We start from the raw sequence: 15,992 nt of genomic DNA, 5'->3' as shown, positions 1-15,992 counted from the left end.
GTAACGGCGGTAGACTACGCATGACTTACCACTGAGACAAACAGGTATGAATGGCCAGACCTGAAGCGCGGCCATCCTAATCGGCTTAATTATTGCTTCCCGACAGTTCTCAGCCAGGCGCCTCCAACTTCAGCACGCTCAGCTTCCCACTCTGGCGGAAGATCTGCGATTTGATTAAGCGTCGAGTCGGCATCGAGCAAGACGCCGACGCTAACGTGATATGGTTCAAGCGGATCACTGTGATCAACACCCCCGCATAAAAACTGCCAGTCACCCTCTTCTCTAATAACGAGGCGCGCAGGCCGTTCACGCCGGAACATATGGCCGCAGCAGTAGACGCCCAATCGCGGATCTTCGAACTTTGAACTGCCCATCCCATACTCCTTATCTGTAGCGAGTGGTAACGAGAGAGATCGTCATAGCCATAGGTCCAGTTGTCGTTGCCTGCCAGACCGGTGATCGTCTTGATCCGGCCTAGTTTGTCACGAGTGTACTGATTGTCCATCAGCACCGTCGTGCCCATCGCCGTCGTCACCCGGTCCAGCCAGCGCCGGGTCGGCGGATAGCTGAAGCTGGTCGTCACGCATTGGATGTAGGCGATCGATATCGTCTGGCCGTCGGCTTCGTAGCTGGTGGAGTCGTTCAGTCCCGCATTCCGACCTTTTCTGAATAACGGTAGGTGCCCACGATTTTTAGTCGATATTTAAGCAGGTTGAAGACTGTCGCCCATAGCGCATCCTTTGACGCGGGAGACAAGAAGCCCATAGCAACTGGGGGCAGTCAGGTTGCAGCCGGACATAAATAGGGCCAGGCGACCAACTCACTCTGGCCGCGCCTTAAACCGACACGGTCAGGGCAAAGCTCAAGCCTTTGCGGACAATTCCGCCCGCATCGCCGCCCACTCGTCGGCCATCGTGCCCGAGCCGCGCATCTTGCCGGCGCGGCGATACCAGTAGTCGGAATTCCAGTCGTCGCCCTCGATGCGATGGCAGAGGGCGTGGCCCCAGTCGAACGGCTGTTCGCCTTCGTGGCGCTGACAGATATCGTGGACCGCCTGCCAATCCGCGCCCATGGCGAAGCCGCCGGTGGCAAGGCGATCGATTGCCTCGATCAGGCGCACAAGATCATTGCCTGCCATGTAGCCCTCCCAGTTTCGGCTATTGCTCAGCCTAGCTGCTTCTCCAGATGCACCTTTTCGAGCGGGACGCCCATGCTCCTGGAGAATTCGATACCGTGCCAGATGATGGTGAAACCGCAGCGTTTGTAAAGCCGGATCGCGCCTATGTTCCTGGCATGCGTGTCGATCCGGGCGGTCGTCAGCCCTTCGGCCGCCATCAGCTCGCACAGATGCAACAGCAGAGCCTCGCCCACACCCTTACCCTGATGATCGGGATGCACCCAGAGATCGGACACATAGTTGGGTTCGCCTTCCCGGGCACCCCAGCCGACGATCTCCGCGTGGAGTTCGGCAACGAAGATCTCACCTTTCGTCTCTCGCGGAAACACGGTGAACTCTTGCCTGACTTTAGCAATCACATCGGGATCGCGATAACTGTCGTCGAAGGCGTCGGCTGCGGCCCATGCGGCGAAGCCGACGGCGCCGACCGTTTCGTGGTCGGCGGAGGCTATCTTTCGGATCGTGAGACCCGTTACCACCACTTGGCCGGCGTAAACTTGCCGGCGGCCTGCTCGATGACGTAGGCGGTCTTGAAGAGGGTTTCCTCGTCGAAGGCCTTGCCGATCAGCTGCAGGCCGAGCGGCAGGCCCTTGTGGTCGAGTCCGGCGGGCACGGCGATGCCGGGCAGGCCCGCCATGTTGACCGTCACCGTAAAGATGTCGTTCAGATACATCTTCACCGGATCGGCGGCGAGGTTTTCGTCAGCAATGCCGAAGGCGGAGGACGGCGTCGCCGGCGTCAGGATCGCATCGACGCCGGCATCGAAGGCCAGTTCGAAATCGCGCTTGATCAGCGTGCGGACCTTCTGGGCGCGGATGTAATAGGCGTCGTAGTAGCCGGCCGACAGTACGTAGGTGCCGATCATGATGCGGCGCTTGACTTCCTTGCCGAAGCCGGCGGCGCGCGTCTTTTCGTACATGTCGACGATATCCTTGCCGTCGACGCGCAGGCCGTAGCGCACGCCGTCATATCGCGCGAGGTTCGAGGACGCCTCGGCAGGCGCAACGATATAATAGGCCGGAAGCGCATATTTGGTGTGCGGCAGGGAGATATCGACGATTTCGGCGCCGGCATCCTTCAGCCAGGCGATGCCCTGGCGCCAGAGGGTCTCGATCTCCCCGGGCATGCCGTCGACGCGATATTCGTTCGGGATGCCGATCTTCATGCCCTTCAGCGACTGGCCGAGGGCGGCCTCGTAGTCCGGCACGGGCAGATCGACCGAGGTCGTGTCCTTGGCGTCGACGCTTGCCATCGACTTCAAAAGGATGGCGGCATCGCGCACATCGCGGGCGATCGGACCGGCCTGATCGAGCGAGGAGGCGAAGGCGACGGTGCCCCAGCGCGAGCAGCGGCCATAGGTCGGCTTGATGCCGACGGTGCCGGTGAAGGCGGCCGGCTGACGGATCGAGCCGCCCGTATCGGTCGCGGTGGCGCCGGCGCAAAGATGGGCGGCAACGGCAGCTGCCGAGCCGCCGGAGGAGCCGCCCGGGACGAGTTGCTGGTTGGAGCCTTCTGCCCGCCAGGGATTGATCACCGGGCCGTAGTAGGACGTCTCGTTGGACGAGCCCATGGCGAACTCGTCCATGTTCAGCTTGCCGAGCATGACGGCGCCATCATCCCAGAGGTTCTGCGTCACGGTCGATTCGTAACGCGGCTCGAAACCGTCGAGAATGTGGCTGCAGGCCTGGGTGTGGACGCCGACGGTGGCGAAGAGATCCTTGATCCCCAGCGGGATGCCTTCGAGCTCGCCCGCCGTGCCGGCTGCAATCCGCTCGTCGGACTTCCTGGCCATGACGCGGGCGAGATCCGGCGTTGTTTTTATGTAGGCGTTCAGCCGCTCATTGGCCGCATCGATCGCCGAAATGTACGCTTCAGTCAATTCGATTGCGGTGATTTCCTTGGCGCGCAGCTTCTCGCGGGCTTCGGCAATGGTCAGGCTGGTGAGTTCGCTCATCGTGTTTTCGCTTCAGGTCTTGAAAATGGCAACAGGGTCGGAAAGAGGCTTTCGAAGCCCTATTCGACGACTTTCGGCACCAGGAAGAAATTATGATCGGTGACGGGCGCATTGGCGACGATATCGGCGGCCTTGTTGCCGTCGGTCACCTCGTCGGTCCGCTTCTTCATCGCCATCGGCGTCACCGATGTCATCGCCTCGACGCCATCGACATTGACTTCGGAAAGCTGCTCGACGAAGCCGAGGATGCCGTTCAGCTCGCCGACCATGCGATTTGCCTCATCCTCAGAGACGGCAATACGGGCAAGTTTGGCGACGCGCTTCACGGTGGCAAGATCGACGGACATGGCATTCTCCGGATAGGATTTTTCCTACCCGCTATAAAGGCCATGTCCGCCCGGTGCAACGGGGTTTCGTCAGATCGACAGGCTCTCGGCAGGCTTCAGCGCCCTCGCCTCAGTCTTCGATCCCTCCATGCCGGCAACGAATTTATCGGCCGTCTGGTCGATGATCGGGAAGGTGCCGAAATGGCAAGGGATCGCGGTCTTGAAGCTGAAATAGCGCTGGCAGGCGAGTGCCGCCACCGCGCCGCCCATGGTGAAGCGGTCGCCGATCGGCACGAAGCCGATATCGGGCTGGTGCAACTCGTTGATCAGCGCCATGTCGGAGAAGATGTCGGTGTCGCCCATGGCGAAGATCGAGGCTTCGTCATCGAAATGCAGCATCAGGCCGTTGGCGTTGCCGAGCGCATGCGAGACGCCGTCCTCGGTGATCTGGGCAGAGGAATGCAGCGCATTGGTGAACGTGGCGGAGAAGCCGCCGAACGTGACCGTCCCGCCGGTATTGCCCATCTCGATCCTGTCGACGCCCTTGGAACCGAGCCATGCGGCAAGATCGGCATTCGCAAGAACGACGGCGCCGGTTTCCTTGGCAAGCGCCACGGTATCGCCGACATGGTCGCCATGGCCATGGGTCAGCAGGATATGGGTGATGCCTGCGGACACATCCTTGATGTCCTGGCCGGAAAAGGAGGCGTTATGGCTGAGGAAGGGATCGAGCAGGATCTTCGCCTTTGATGTCTCGATGCGGAAGGCGGAATGGCCAAGCCAGGTGATCTTCATGAAATCTCTCCTTACGTGATGCAAAATCTGATTTCGATGGTAAGGAAATATCTCATGCCCCGGCAAAGGAAAGCGGCGGCGGCTTCAATTTCTTTTGACGGGATGAAACGCAATGACGGTGCTGACGATCGAGGAAATGGCTGAAACCCTTGCTCCCGGGCAGGCGATCGCCGGGCTCGATCTCGGCACCAAAACGATCGGGCTTTCGATGTCCGATCTCGGCCGGCGTTTCGCCACGCCGCGACCGGTGATCCGCCGCGTCAAGTTCACAATCGATGCGCAGGCGCTGCTGGACTTCGCGACGGCGGAAAAGGTTGCCGGCTTCATCATCGGCCTGCCGATGAATATGGACGGATCGGCGGGGCCGCGCGTACAGGCGACGCGCGCTTTCGTGCGCAACATGGAGCAGAAAACGGTGCTGCCCTTCGTCTATTGGGACGAACGGCTTTCGACGGTCGCGGCCGAACGGACGCTCATCGAAATGGACGTCTCTCGTGCCAAGCGAGCCGAACGGATCGATTCGGCCGCGGCAAGCTTCATCCTTCAGGGGGCCCTCGACAGGCTGTCATCGCTCGCAAGGTCTGCGGGAGACGAATTCAGCGCCTGACGCGCCTTCCACCAAGCGGCGATCAACTTACGCTTTCTAAAGCCCAGGATGGCGAAGACGACGAGACTGTCCACCGCAATGGCGCGGGCAACGAGCGGCGGAATGGTTTCCGCCGGAATTCCGAGGGCTTCGCCATAAATTTCGAAGGTCAGGTCATGGACCTGCCGTGTCAGCATGAAGATGCCGAAATTCATGTCGTAATAGGAGAGCCAGTACCATGCGCCCAAAAAGACGATAGGACCGGCCCAGAAGACTAGAAACCACTTCATGCGGCTTCTCCTCCCTGCTTGCGGGCAACGGGCAGATCGAGGGAAACCAGCCAGGTCGACAATGCCATGATGCAAAGCACCAGCGCCGGAATTGCAATATCCAGCGCCAGGACTGCGAAGAACATCATTGCCGTCACCAGAATTGCGGCTTTGGCGATCTTGCTTCCCATGGGCGTCAACTCGGGACTCTCACTCGTACCATCTCTGCTCCCCGCCACACTGTCGGGTTAACCAGCCCCACGCAACGTAAACCATTCGTTAAGGTTAACGCCAGGCCTTCTCCCTGTGGATGAATGGAGCCTATGGATGAAAGGATGTCAGCCGTAGACGCCGCGCACGAGACGCTTCAGTGCCGTCGCGGCCTTCTCCCAGTCCTTCGACGTCTTCAGCGATAGGCCGGCGCACTGGCCGCCGGCTGCGCCGGAAAGCACGAGGTGCTGGATCGCCGCGATCACGACGGCATTGACGGCTGCCGCATCCACGCCCTTCGGCGGCGCCAGCGAACCGCGCATGCGATCCAGCCAAAGGGCAAGAGCCTTCGAACGGGCCTCGGACAGCCGCCTCACCTGCTCGGTATTTTCCGATACTTCCCAGGCGAGGATGCGGCGCATCAGCGGATCATTTCTCAAGGCGTCGAGCAGCAGAAGCGCCAGCCGCTCCATCAGATCGCCGTAGGTGAGCATGAACATGCCGCCGGCATCTTCCGGAATACGATCCCTCACCCATGTGCCGAGATCCGCGCCGATCGCCTCGACCAAACCGTCAAGGCCGCCATAGTAGCGGTAGATCAACTGCTTGTCGCAGCCGGCGCGGCGGGCGACCGCATTGATGCCGAAATTCTGGAAGCCCTCCTGCGCCAGCAGGCTCTTGGCGGCGGCAAGGATGGCGCGCTCGGTGGCGCCGCGATCGCGCACGCGCCGTTCCGGCTCCGCACCAACCCCGGGCGAATTATCGAGATTTTCAACTTCACTCAGCATGACCGACCCTTCCCCGCTGTCACCAATCGGTGAGTAGCGGGGAGACCTTATCTGATCAATCCTATCCCCTTGGGAAGATTGTGGATATTTCTTCCAGCACTCAGAATCCGGCGTCGGATGGGCGCGGGAGACGGCGCGAATCCTTTCAGAAATCTCGTCCCGACGGTTGATCGCGATGGACGAACCCCGCATAGCTGCATTATGAACAAATCTAACAATCTCCGCTAAGGCCCTGCAATGGTGAATTATATCGAAGCCTCCTCCGCGCCGCCGAAGAATACGGGTGCCATCCGGCTTTACGATGGGCAGGCGTTCGAAGGCATGCGCAGGGCGTGCCAGCTGACCGCGCGCTGCCTCGATGCGCTTGCCGATATCGTCAGGCCCGGCCTGCTTACCGACGAGATCGACCGATTCGTATTCGATTTCGGCATGGACCACGGCGCGTATCCGGCGACGCTGAATTATCGCGGCTATACCAAATCCACCTGCACCTCGATCAATCACGTCGTCTGCCACGGCATTCCAAACGACAAGCCGCTGCGCGAGGGCGATATCGTCAATATCGACGTTACCTTCGTGCTCGACGGCTGGCATGGCGATTCGAGCCGGATGTATCCGGTCGGCACGATCAAGCGCGCCGCCGAGCGGCTGCTCGAGGTCACCTATGAATCCCTGATGCGCGGCATATCAGCCGTCAGGCCCGGCGCCCGCACCGGCGCGATCGGCGAGGCGATCCAGGCCTATGCGGAGGCCGAGCGCTGTTCGGTGGTGCGCGATTTCTGCGGCCACGGCGTCGGCCGGCTGTTTCACGATTCGCCGAACATCCTGCATTATGGCCGCGCCAATGAAGGGCCGGAGCTGCGTGAAGGCATGATCTTCACCATCGAGCCGATGATCAATCTCGGCCGGCCGCATGTGAAGGTGCTCGCCGACGGCTGGACGGCCGTGACCCGCGACCGCTCGCTTTCCGCGCAGTATGAACACACGGTCGGCGTCACCGCCGATGGCTGCGAAATCTTCACGCTGTCACCGGGTGGCCTCGACCGGCCCGGACTGCCGCCGCTTGCCAGGTGACGATCTGATGGCGAAGCGGCCTGTTGCGACATCTTCCGACGACAAGCTGCTTTTCGAGACTGAAGAGCCTGTTGTCGACGAACGCTCGTTCTTCGGCGGCCGGCCGCAAAAATCAGCCGCGCCGAACGCCCCGACCGCCCTACCCGCCTCGCTTTCCAGGCCGGAACATTATCACGGTCATCGCGAGCGGCTGCGTGACCGCTTCCGCGAACTCGGCGATACGGCGCTTGCCGATTACGAAATCCTCGAACTCCTACTTTTCCGGCTGATCCCGCGACGCGACACCAAGCCGATCGCCAAGGCGCTCATCGAACGATTCGGCTCTCTCGCCGGCGTCTTTGGCGCGCCGGCGGCGCTACTGACGGAGGTGAAGGGCGTCGGCGAGAATGTCGCCCTCGACCTGAAACTGATCGCCACCGTCGCTCACCGGACCCTGAAGAGCGAGATCAGAAGCAAGCAGGTTCTATCCTCCTGGTCCTCGGTTATCCAGTATTGCCACGCCGCCATGGCGCACGAGACACGCGAACAGTTCCGCATCCTCTTCCTCGACAAGCGCAACGTGCTGATCGCTGATGAGGTGCAGGGCCGCGGCACGGTCGACCATACGCCGGTCTATCCCCGCGAGGTGGTCAAACGCGCGCTCGAGCTTTCGGCAACAGCGATCATCCTCGTCCACAACCACCCCTCCGGCGACCCGACGCCCTCACGCGCCGACATCGACATGACGAAGGTGATCATCGAGGCGGCCAAGGCCCTCGACATCACCGTCCACGACCACATCATCATCGGCAAGGACGGCCATGTCAGCCTCAAGGGGCTGAAGTTAATGTAATCCCGCTGCATTGAGACGTGACTACGTAACCATCGCCCACCCCGAAGCCCTCCACGGAGACGATCATGTCAAATGGTCCCAATGCGGTTCTCACTTCCGATGAGATCGACGCGATAGCGCGTGACGTCGTTGCAGAAGGACAGGCGGGCCGCACGTCGGCGGCATGGCAGAAGATCCAACCATTTCGAAAAGCCCAGCGTCACCAGACTGAGGCCGCGATGGCATTGTTATGGATAGTCGACCAACAAAGCCTTACAAGAGAAGAGGCGACAGACGTTCTTTCCGAGATCGCAGATGCCCACAACGACAATATCGATATCCTTTCGGCGCTCGGGCAATGCCTGGAAGCCGTCCGCGACATCGATGATCTGAACGCGCCACCGCCCGAACACCCCATATTTCAGTCGATGGTCGCGAAGCTGGACCGCTTAGCCAAGCTTCATGAGGGGCGGCCTGAACAGGAGCAGATACTGCGCGGGCTCGCCACGTCGGCGCGAATGATGGCACGCCAGATGGATGCAATCGCCGAGAACAGTCTCCGGAAACTGACGGAAATCGATCCACGGAACAGCGCGCATCAATACAATTTGGGCCTCTTCTACAAGACGCGGGGCAGATTCGCAGAAGGAGTAGCGGCGGGCCTGGCTGCTGCAAGCTTGCAGCGGGAGGTTATCGACAGCACCGAGTGGAACCTTGGAATATGCGCTACGGGCGCAGGGGACACCGAGACCGCTTTGGACGTGTGGAAGCGGATGGGACAGAAGATCGAGCTTGGAAGGTTCGGGTTACCGGAAGGCGGGTATGCGGCCTGCAAGGTGAGACTTGCCCAGCGGCCTCTTGCTGAGCGGACGGCGGACTCAGATGATCCAGGGGAAGAGGAGACAGTATGGATCGAACGTTTAAGTCCGTGTCATGGCATTATTCGCAGCGTCCTGTTCGGCAGTCTCGGCGTCGACTATGGCGATGTTGTCCTCATGGACGGCGCTCCGATTACGTATCATACCTACGGTGAACAAGAGGTTCCGGTCTTCCCGCATCTGGCAACGCTTGCGCGCCGGAACTACCAGTTCTTTGCTTTCGCGGGCACGCAAGAGGCGGCAGGGCAATTGGTTGATCTAAGCGGGGAATTGGACGGGGACGCCGTTATCTATTCACACACCGAGAACTTTAGGATTATGTGCGCAAATTGCTGGCGCAATCCCGACATCGATCACGCCGAGCATGAGAGAATGGAAAAACATGTCGTCATCGGTCGCATTGCCGCGCCGCCCGACATCGCACCTGCGCGACTTCTGGATTTGATCGACAGGGCAATCGAAAAGCGAAGAACTTGCCAGCTCTATGCGCCCGATCTCTGCGCAGCGGCGGGGCAGTTGGCGCGCGAGCGGATCGACAGACGTCGGTTTACTCTATTGACGGACAATTAGCGACATTCCTGCACGGAAAGGTCGCGGCCGAGCGCGCGCTGGACCGGCGGTCCGGTCAGCGGCGCTCTGCTGCTTCTTCCAGGCGGCATGCAGCGGACGCTCATTCTGACGTCGACCCGGAGTGGTCGCAGGCATGCATCCGAGGGAAGCGAAGACTGGGAAAGCTTCAGTTGACAGCAGTCGCTGGCGCGGGATTCTATGCAATCCTGCGCCGCCACTCGCTGAATAATACCCGCCCGAAATACCGAGAAGATAAAGCTTCATGACGATCTCCAGCGGTAACACTGATCGATCGACCCGGCCCTGCCACGACGTGCTCTGCCTCGACGACTTCGAAATCAAGGCGCGGCGACATCTGCCGAAGCCGCTGTTCGGTTATATCGCCGGCGCGACCGAGACCAACGCGTCGCTGCGGCATAACGCAGAGGCCTTCCAGGCCTATGCCTTCCGGCCACGTGTGCTTCGGGACGTCTCGACGCGCAGCACCGCAACGAGCCTCTTCGGCAAGACGCATGCCGTACCGTTCGGCATTGCGCCGATGGGGATCAGCGCGCTGATGGCCTATCGGGGGGACATCGTGCTGGCGCAGGGCGCGGACCAATCGGGAATCCCGATGATCATCAGCGGTTCGTCACTCATCCCCCTGGAAGAGATCGCTGCGGCCTCCCCGCAGGCATGGTTTCAGGCCTATCTGCCCGGCGAACCCGATCGTATCGATGCTCTGATCGATCGCGTCGCGGCGGCCGGCATCGACACGCTTCTGCTGACCGTGGACACGGCGACGCTGCCCAACCGCGAAAACAATGTCAGGGCCGGGTTTTCGACGCCTTTGCGTCCCGGGCTCCGCTTGGCATGGCAGGGCATCTCGCATCCCCGCTGGACCACCGGCACATTCCTGCGCACGATCGTGCGGCACGGCATTCCGCATTTTGAAAATTCCTACGCCACAAGAGGCGCGCCGATCATCTCCTCGAATGTCACGCGCGATTTCGGCAAGCGTGACCATCTCAACTGGAGCCACTTGGAGCGGATACGCAAGCGCTGGTCCGGCAAGCTCGTGGTCAAGGGGATCATGCACCCTGACGACGCGGCACGGGCTGCCGATACCGGGGCGGATGGGGTGATCGTCTCCAATCATGGCGGTCGTCAGCTCGACGGCACCGCATCTCCCCTTCAGGTCCTTCCGGAGATTGCCGCACGTGTTGGAGACAGCATTGCCGTCATGATCGACGGCGGCATCCGGCGTGGAACGGATATCATGAAGGCCCTCGCGCTTGGCGCCTGTTTCGTGTTCGTGGGCAGGCCATTCCTTTATGCTGCAGCCGTCGCGGGGCTACCGGGCGTGCTCAGAGCGGCGGATATCCTGAAGACGGAACTGCATAGCAATATGGCGTTACTCGGGGTCACTGGGGTGAGCGATATTTCCGCGGACTACATCACTCGCGCATGAACAACCGTCGCGCGCTGACATCGATATGACGAAGGTGATCATCGACGCGGCGAAGGCACTTGATATCACTGTCCACGACCCCATCATCATCGGCAAGGACGACAATGTCAGCCTGAAAGGGCTGAAGCTGATCTGAAAAACACAGTCCGGCTGAATCAGCAGCCGTAAAACAATCTGTAACATTGACCGGCTACCGATAGAAGAGCGACATTTTTGTCGCAAAATGATTCCATTTCCAATCCGAGGCTAGAGGATGTTTCAGTACGATCTCGTTGTGGTAGGTAGCGGTCCCGCAGGGCGCCGCGGCGCGATCCAGGCTGCGAAACTCGGCAAGAAAGTGCTTGTCATCGAACAGGGCAAGCGCGTCGGCGGCGTGTCCGTCCATACCGGCACAATCCCTTCGAAGACGCTGCGCGAGACCGCGCTCAATCTCTCCGGCTGGCGCGAGCGCGGCTTCTACGGGCGATCCTACCGCGTCAAGCAGGAGATCAGTGCGGAAGACCTGCGTCGCCGCCTGCTGATTACGCTCAACCATGAAGTGGAAGTGCTCGAGCATCAGTTCGCTCGCAACCGTGTCCACCACATGCGCGGCAAGGCGAGTTTCGTCGATTCCACTACCTTGCAGGTCATCAAGGATGACGGCGAAGCGCTGACGGTGAGCGGCGCCAGCATTCTGCTTGCGGTGGGCACGAAACCTTTCCGCCCGGATTACATGCCATTCGATGGCAGGACCGTGCTCGACAGCGACGAGCTGCTTGATATCGAAGAGCTGCCGCGCACCATGGTTGTCATCGGCGCCGGCGTTATCGGCATCGAATACGCGACGATCTTCTCGGCGCTTGATACGGCCGTGACCGTGATCGATCCAAAGTCGACGATGCTCGACTTTATCGACAAGGAAATCGTCGAGGATTTCACCTATCAGCTGCGCGACCGCAACATGAAGCTGCTGCTCGGCACGACGGCCGAGAAGGTCGAACGGCTGGATAGCGGCAAGGTCCAGCTGACGCTCGACAACGGCCGTCATCTTGTGACCGACATGGTGCTCTTTGCCGCCGGACGCATGGGAGCGACCGACGCGCTGAACCTTCCGGCCATTGGACTGGAGGCCGACAGCCGTGGCCGTCTCAAGGTCAATCCGGAGACCTTCCAGACATCGGTTGCCAACGTCTATGCCGCCGGCGACGTCGTCGGCTTCCCGAGCCTCGCCTCGACCTCGATGGAACAGGGCCGCATCGCCGCGCGCGTGGCGATCGGCGCAGTCGCCAAGGAGCCGCAGAAATATTTCCCCTACGGCATCTATGCCGTGCCGGAAATTTCGACCTGCGGCCTGACCGAAGAAGAAATGAAGGAGCGCGGCATTCCCTATGAATGCGGTATTGCCCGCTTTCGCGAGACCTCACGCGGCCACATCATGGGCCTCGATACCGGTTTGTTAAAGCTGATCTTCTCGCTGAAGACGCGCCGACTGCTCGGCGTGCATATCGTCGGCGAAGGCGCCACCGAGTTGGTGCACATCGGCCAGGCGGTGCTCAATCTCAAAGGCACGGTCGAGTATTTCGTCGAAAACACCTTCAACTATCCAACGCTCGCCGAAGCCTACAAGATTGCCGGCCTCGACGCCTGGAACCGGATGGGTGACATCAAGTCGGAACTCTGAAGGCGGCGCCACCATTTGATTCCGCCAGCTATAAGATGGAGCCGAGAGCTTGCGCATCATTTCGCTGAATGCATGGGGCGGCCGACTGCACGAGGCCCTGATCGCCTATGTCAAGCAGGCCGACCCTGATGTGCTGTGCCTGCAGGAGGTGCTGCGGGCGCCGAATGCGGATAGCGGATGGTCGACATACCGGGATGCGGGGCTGGAACTGCCGCAACGTGTCAATCTGTTTCAGGAAATCAGCGCCGCCCTGCCCGGCCACGACGCCTTCTTCTGCCCGACATCGAGAGGTGAGCTTTTCGATGGCGACGCCGCCATTGTCGCGGAATTCGGGTTGGCGACCTTCGTCCGAAAATCGCATTCCGTCATCGCCCAGGCGCTGGACTTCGTGCATGGCAGTTTTTCCGCCGATGGCTGGGGTGACCATCCCAGACCGCGCAACGCCCATTGCATCCGCTTCTTCAACCATGCGCACGCCCGCATCGTGACGATCGCCCATATGCATGGTCTGCGCGATCCGGCCGGCAAAGGCGATACGGCGCAGCGCGAACAGCAGGCGCTGGCATTGGCCGGCCTCATCGGGCGGATCTGGCCCGGCGACGAAGGACTCGTGGTCTGCGGCGACTTCAATGTGCTGCCCGGCAGCGCGACCTTTCGGGTCCTTGCCCGGTTGGGTCTTTCCGATCTCGTCACCGGAAACGGCCTTGTCGACACGCGAACCTCCCACTATCTGAAGCAGGGCCGCTTTGCGGACTACATGCTGATTACGTCTGACGTGGAGGTTGCCAAGTTCGAGGTGGTCGAGGCGCCCGAGGTCTCCGACCACCGCGCATTGCTGCTCGATATCGCGTAGTATATTGAGGGATGCGCTGTGCGAAACTTCTGCGCGCAGTTTCCTGTTTTTACGCCTTAGTTTGAACCCTGATCAATCGCATTGATACGCCGTGCCTGATTTGTGCCTTCAACGCCATTTTGCCTCCGGGCAGACGTTTCTAAAGAAAGATAGATACTCTTGCCCCATGCTTCGGAAACCGTGCGCAGCCGTTTTCAACTCATCCTGATCAAGCCGTCGCATTATGACGATGACGGCTACGTCATCCGCTGGTGGCGGGCGATGATCCCTTCCAATTCGCTCGCGGCCATATACGGCATCGCTGCCGAATGCACCGAGCGCAAGGTGCTCGGGCCAGATACCGCGATCGACATTACCGTGATCGATGAAACGAATACGCGAATCGATTTTGCCGGGCTGCTCGCCCAGTTCAGGCGCCACGGCAATTTCGGCATGGTCGCGCTGGTCGGCGTCCAGTCCAACCAATATCCGCGCGCCCTCGATATTGCCCGCCCCTTCCGCAATGCTGGCCTGCCGGTTTCGATGGGCGGCTTCCACGTGTCCGGCTGCCTGTCGATGCTCGACGGCCAGGCGGTCGGGCTCGACGCCTGCCGCGAGATGGGCATCTCGATGTTCGCCGGCGAGGCCGAGGGGCGGCTGGACATAGTATTGCGCGATGCTGCTGCCGGCGAGCTGAAGCCGCTCTATAATTTCATGAACGACCTTCCCGGCATTGGCGGCACGCCGGTTCCTTTCCTGCCGAAGGACAACATCCAGCGCACGCTCGGCCTCAGCACCAGCTTCGATGCCGGACGCGGCTGTCCCTACCAGTGCTCGTTCTGCACCATCATCAACGTGCAGGGTCGCAAATCGCGCTTCCGCTCGGCCGACGACGTCGAAAAACTCGTGCGGATGAACTGGGCGCAGGGCATCCACAAGTTCTTCATTACCGACGATAACTTCGCCCGCAACAAGGACTGGGAGGCGATCTTCGACCGCTTGATCGAGCTCAAGGAGCGGGACGGCATTCCGCTCGGCCTGATGATCCAGGTCGACACGCTCTGTCACAAGATCCCCAATTTCATCGAAAAGTCCAAGCGCGCCGGCGTCACCCGCGTCTTCATCGGCCTCGAAAATGTCAATCCGGACAATCTGACCGCCGCCAAGAAGAACCAGAACAAGATCACCGAATATCGCAAGATGCTGCTCGCCTGGAAGGCGCAGGGCATCATGACGCTTGCCGGCTATATCCTGGGCTTTCCTGCCGATACGCCGGAATCGATCCGCCGCGACATCGCCATCATCCAGGAAGAGCTGCCGCTCGACGTGATCGAATTCTTCATCTTGACGCCGCTGCCCGGTTCCGAGGACCATCAAGTTCTCTGGAAGAAGGGTGTCGAGATGAATGATGATCTCAACATCTACGATGTCGAGCATGTCTGCACCGCCCACCCCAAAATGAGCAAGCAGGAATGGGAAGACATCTACCATGAGGCCTGGTCGCTCTATTATTCGCCTCATCATATGAAGACGTTGCTGCGCCGCGCCGTGGCGACCGGGGTGCCGCTGGCAAGGCTCGTCAAGGTTCTCGTCTCCTTCGCAACCACGGTGCCGCTGGAAAACGTGCATCCGCTGCAGAGCGGCCTCTTTCGCCTGAAGACGCCGTCGGAGCGGCGTCCGGAACTCCCGCGCGAACATCCGCTGCTTTTCTGGCCGCGCTTTGCATGGGAAACCGTCCGCAAACATGCTTCACTCGCCGGCACGATCATCGGTCTGACGATCTCGGCGTTCCTGATCTCAAGAGATGCGAAATCGAAGAGCTACATGGATCAGGCGCTGACGCCGGTCGCCGATGATGAGGAAGACACGCTCAGCCTCTTCACCAAAACATCCGGCGGAACCGCAGCCGTCAGTCATGTCAGGAAAGTCGCGCAACTGACACGAAGCGCGAATTGAGTTGCAATTCACGCAACGGCGGCTGATGCCAGCTGATCCGAAATCGCAGCGGCGTCAAGGTCGAAGCCCGGAAGCTCCGGTCTTGCAGGCGTCTAAGCGATCTGGATCATCTGGGTCGTCTCGGCCACTTGCAGCGTGTCGACGAATTCGACGATCTTGACCGGTTTTCCATCCCTGAAATGAATCTTGTCGACGAATTCCGTATAGAAGCTCACACCCGACGGAATGTGCCTTACTTCACCCTCGCGATGGGCGAAGACCATATCCTCGTCCTCGTCGACATAGATGCCGGCTGTCCTGACGTTGGATAGATCCCACGCTGTGATAAGCTGCGTTATCGCCTGACGAAAGGCATTCCCGCTCGCTTCAGTCGAAAAAGGCGCCAGCCGTGTATTGCCGACCATTCGGAAAGTGCAATCGTCGCCGATCAGCGTGAGCGTACCCTCTACATCGCCGCGGTCGCGCACAGCATAGATTTCCTCTACCAGTTTCTTCATGTCTTGCTTGGCAGTCATTTTCAGGCCCTCCCCGCCACCTAGTAAATCTGCATCGAATTATAGTTTATTTCAACTATTTGTTGTTGCAGCTAGGGATGACTCCATCGTGGAGAAGGGAAGGAATTGTCCGGGTAGTCGGAAAAGGAAAAGGCCCCGCAC

Annotated in this window: 18 protein-coding genes and 1 pseudogene; 9 read left to right on the top strand and 10 right to left on the bottom strand. The window is 60.3% G+C overall.

Annotated features, from left to right (window positions below):
* Positions 1 to 109: 109 nt before the first annotated feature.
* From AMK00_RS31860 to AMK00_RS09375, 6 genes are all read right to left on the bottom strand, one after another.
* The gene (locus AMK00_RS31860; protein WP_123876191.1) at positions 110 to 583 is read right to left on the bottom strand and encodes a hypothetical protein; all 474 of its coding nucleotides are present in this window, start codon (positions 581 to 583) and stop codon (positions 110 to 112) included.
* Between the two features lie 279 nt (positions 584 to 862).
* Positions 863 to 1,138, bottom strand: a complete 276-nt coding sequence (locus tag AMK00_RS09395; protein WP_064810213.1) for a hypothetical protein — start codon at positions 1,136 to 1,138, stop codon at positions 863 to 865.
* Positions 1,139 to 1,164: 26 nt separating this feature from the next.
* Positions 1,165 to 1,659, bottom strand: a complete 495-nt coding sequence (locus tag AMK00_RS09390; RefSeq protein WP_064810212.1) for a GNAT family N-acetyltransferase — start codon at positions 1,657 to 1,659, stop codon at positions 1,165 to 1,167.
* A complete protein-coding gene (gene gatA, locus AMK00_RS09385; RefSeq protein ID WP_064810211.1) occupies positions 1,650 to 3,131 on the bottom strand; it encodes an Asp-tRNA(Asn)/Glu-tRNA(Gln) amidotransferase subunit GatA in 1,482 nt (493 codons plus the stop codon). The genes AMK00_RS09390 and gatA overlap by 10 nt, the downstream gene beginning before the upstream one ends.
* A 59-nt stretch (positions 3,132 to 3,190) precedes the next feature.
* A complete protein-coding gene (gene gatC, locus AMK00_RS09380; protein ID WP_009992749.1) occupies positions 3,191 to 3,478 on the bottom strand; it encodes an Asp-tRNA(Asn)/Glu-tRNA(Gln) amidotransferase subunit GatC in 288 nt (95 codons plus the stop codon).
* Positions 3,479 to 3,547: 69 nt separating this feature from the next.
* Positions 3,548 to 4,252, bottom strand: coding sequence for a metal-dependent hydrolase (locus tag AMK00_RS09375; protein WP_064810210.1), 705 nt, complete (start codon positions 4,250 to 4,252; stop codon positions 3,548 to 3,550).
* A 112-nt stretch (positions 4,253 to 4,364) separates the two neighbouring features.
* On the opposite strand from AMK00_RS09375, the gene ruvX reads away from it, so the two are divergent.
* Positions 4,365 to 4,859: a Holliday junction resolvase RuvX gene (gene ruvX / locus AMK00_RS09370; RefSeq protein WP_064802172.1), complete on the top strand. Its 495-nt coding sequence runs from the start codon at positions 4,365 to 4,367 to the stop codon at positions 4,857 to 4,859.
* Here ruvX and AMK00_RS09365 read toward each other — a convergent pair.
* The 3 genes from AMK00_RS09365 to AMK00_RS09360 all read right to left on the bottom strand — a co-directional run bounded on the left by AMK00_RS09365 (position 4,796) and on the right by AMK00_RS09360 (position 6,105).
* Positions 4,796 to 5,128 carry a DUF6105 family protein gene (locus AMK00_RS09365; RefSeq protein ID WP_064810209.1) on the bottom strand — a complete coding sequence of 111 codons (333 nt, stop codon included), beginning with the start codon at positions 5,126 to 5,128 and terminating at the stop codon, positions 4,796 to 4,798. The genes ruvX and AMK00_RS09365 overlap by 64 nt on opposite strands.
* Positions 5,125 to 5,298, bottom strand: a complete 174-nt coding sequence (locus AMK00_RS32515; RefSeq protein WP_164517783.1) for a hypothetical protein — start codon at positions 5,296 to 5,298, stop codon at positions 5,125 to 5,127. Before AMK00_RS32515 ends, AMK00_RS09365 begins: the two co-directional genes overlap by 4 nt.
* A 147-nt stretch (positions 5,299 to 5,445) precedes the next feature.
* Positions 5,446 to 6,105: a TetR/AcrR family transcriptional regulator gene (locus AMK00_RS09360; RefSeq protein WP_064810208.1), complete on the bottom strand. Its 660-nt coding sequence runs from the start codon at positions 6,103 to 6,105 to the stop codon at positions 5,446 to 5,448.
* Positions 6,106 to 6,342: 237 nt separating this feature from the next.
* On the opposite strand from AMK00_RS09360, the gene map reads away from it, so the two are divergent.
* The 8 genes and pseudogenes from map (at position 6,343) to AMK00_RS09325 (ending at position 15,336) form a co-directional block, all read left to right on the top strand.
* The gene (gene map / locus AMK00_RS09355) at positions 6,343 to 7,179 is read left to right on the top strand and encodes a type I methionyl aminopeptidase (protein ID WP_064802166.1); all 837 of its coding nucleotides are present in this window, start codon (positions 6,343 to 6,345) and stop codon (positions 7,177 to 7,179) included.
* 7 nt (positions 7,180 to 7,186) lie between these two features.
* Positions 7,187 to 8,011: a RadC family protein gene (gene radC, locus AMK00_RS09350; protein WP_064811682.1), complete on the top strand. Its 825-nt coding sequence runs from the start codon at positions 7,187 to 7,189 to the stop codon at positions 8,009 to 8,011.
* A gap of 65 nt (positions 8,012 to 8,076) precedes the next feature.
* On the top strand, positions 8,077 to 9,438 hold the full coding sequence (locus AMK00_RS09345) for a hypothetical protein (protein WP_064810207.1): 1,362 nt from the start codon (positions 8,077 to 8,079) through the stop codon (positions 9,436 to 9,438).
* Between the two features lie 262 nt (positions 9,439 to 9,700).
* Positions 9,701 to 10,888: an alpha-hydroxy acid oxidase gene (locus AMK00_RS09340; RefSeq protein WP_064810206.1), complete on the top strand. Its 1,188-nt coding sequence runs from the start codon at positions 9,701 to 9,703 to the stop codon at positions 10,886 to 10,888.
* A gap of 4 nt (positions 10,889 to 10,892) precedes the next feature.
* Positions 10,893 to 11,024, top strand: a pseudogene (locus AMK00_RS30650) (JAB domain-containing protein); the annotation flags it as partial.
* Positions 11,025 to 11,141: 117 nt separating this feature from the next.
* Entirely contained in the window at positions 11,142 to 12,548 is a 1,407-nt protein-coding gene (sthA, locus tag AMK00_RS09335) for a Si-specific NAD(P)(+) transhydrogenase (RefSeq protein WP_064802151.1), read from the top strand.
* Between the two features lie 49 nt (positions 12,549 to 12,597).
* Positions 12,598 to 13,401 carry an endonuclease/exonuclease/phosphatase family protein gene (locus AMK00_RS09330; protein ID WP_064810205.1) on the top strand — a complete coding sequence of 268 codons (804 nt, stop codon included), beginning with the start codon at positions 12,598 to 12,600 and terminating at the stop codon, positions 13,399 to 13,401.
* Positions 13,402 to 13,560: 159 nt separating this feature from the next.
* Positions 13,561 to 15,336 carry a B12-binding domain-containing radical SAM protein gene (locus AMK00_RS09325; protein WP_064810204.1) on the top strand — a complete coding sequence of 592 codons (1,776 nt, stop codon included), beginning with the start codon at positions 13,561 to 13,563 and terminating at the stop codon, positions 15,334 to 15,336.
* Between the two features lie 92 nt (positions 15,337 to 15,428).
* Here AMK00_RS09325 and AMK00_RS09320 read toward each other — a convergent pair whose 3' ends face one another.
* Complete coding sequence (locus tag AMK00_RS09320) at positions 15,429 to 15,851, bottom strand: nuclear transport factor 2 family protein (protein ID WP_064802145.1); 423 nt, start codon at positions 15,849 to 15,851, stop codon at positions 15,429 to 15,431.
* Positions 15,852 to 15,992 lie beyond the last annotated feature (141 nt).

It is taken from the genome of Rhizobium sp. N621, assembly GCF_001664325.1.
Taxonomy (GTDB): Bacteria; Pseudomonadota; Alphaproteobacteria; order Rhizobiales; family Rhizobiaceae; genus Rhizobium; species Rhizobium esperanzae.
The sequence above is the reverse complement of the archived record's forward strand: the minus strand, read 5'-3'. Positions and strand labels throughout refer to the sequence as shown.

Excerpts from the sequence above, each read along its gene's own strand:
- AMK00_RS09365 (WP_064810209.1), bottom strand. The coding sequence starts at position 5,128 with ATGAAGTGGTTTCTAGTCTTCTGGGCCGGTCCTATCGTCTTTTTGGGC.
- radC (WP_064811682.1), top strand. The coding sequence starts at position 7,187 with ATGGCGAAGCGGCCTGTTGCGACATCTTCCGACGACAAGCTGCTTTTC.
- gatC (WP_009992749.1), bottom strand. The coding sequence starts at position 3,478 with ATGTCCGTCGATCTTGCCACCGTGAAGCGCGTCGCCAAACTTGCCCGT.
- gatA (WP_064810211.1), bottom strand. The coding sequence starts at position 3,131 with ATGAGCGAACTCACCAGCCTGACCATTGCCGAAGCCCGCGAGAAGCTG.
- AMK00_RS09360 (WP_064810208.1), bottom strand. The coding sequence starts at position 6,105 with ATGCTGAGTGAAGTTGAAAATCTCGATAATTCGCCCGGGGTTGGTGCG.
- AMK00_RS09320 (WP_064802145.1), bottom strand. The coding sequence starts at position 15,851 with ATGACTGCCAAGCAAGACATGAAGAAACTGGTAGAGGAAATCTATGCT.
- sthA (WP_064802151.1), top strand. The coding sequence starts at position 11,142 with ATGTTTCAGTACGATCTCGTTGTGGTAGGTAGCGGTCCCGCAGGGCGC.
- AMK00_RS09345 (WP_064810207.1), top strand. The coding sequence starts at position 8,077 with ATGTCAAATGGTCCCAATGCGGTTCTCACTTCCGATGAGATCGACGCG.
- AMK00_RS09340 (WP_064810206.1), top strand. The coding sequence starts at position 9,701 with ATGACGATCTCCAGCGGTAACACTGATCGATCGACCCGGCCCTGCCAC.
- AMK00_RS09395 (WP_064810213.1), bottom strand. The coding sequence starts at position 1,138 with ATGGCAGGCAATGATCTTGTGCGCCTGATCGAGGCAATCGATCGCCTT.
- map (WP_064802166.1), top strand. The coding sequence starts at position 6,343 with ATGGTGAATTATATCGAAGCCTCCTCCGCGCCGCCGAAGAATACGGGT.
- AMK00_RS32515 (WP_164517783.1), bottom strand. The coding sequence starts at position 5,298 with ATGGGAAGCAAGATCGCCAAAGCCGCAATTCTGGTGACGGCAATGATG.
- ruvX (WP_064802172.1), top strand. The coding sequence starts at position 4,365 with ATGACGGTGCTGACGATCGAGGAAATGGCTGAAACCCTTGCTCCCGGG.
- AMK00_RS09375 (WP_064810210.1), bottom strand. The coding sequence starts at position 4,252 with ATGAAGATCACCTGGCTTGGCCATTCCGCCTTCCGCATCGAGACATCA.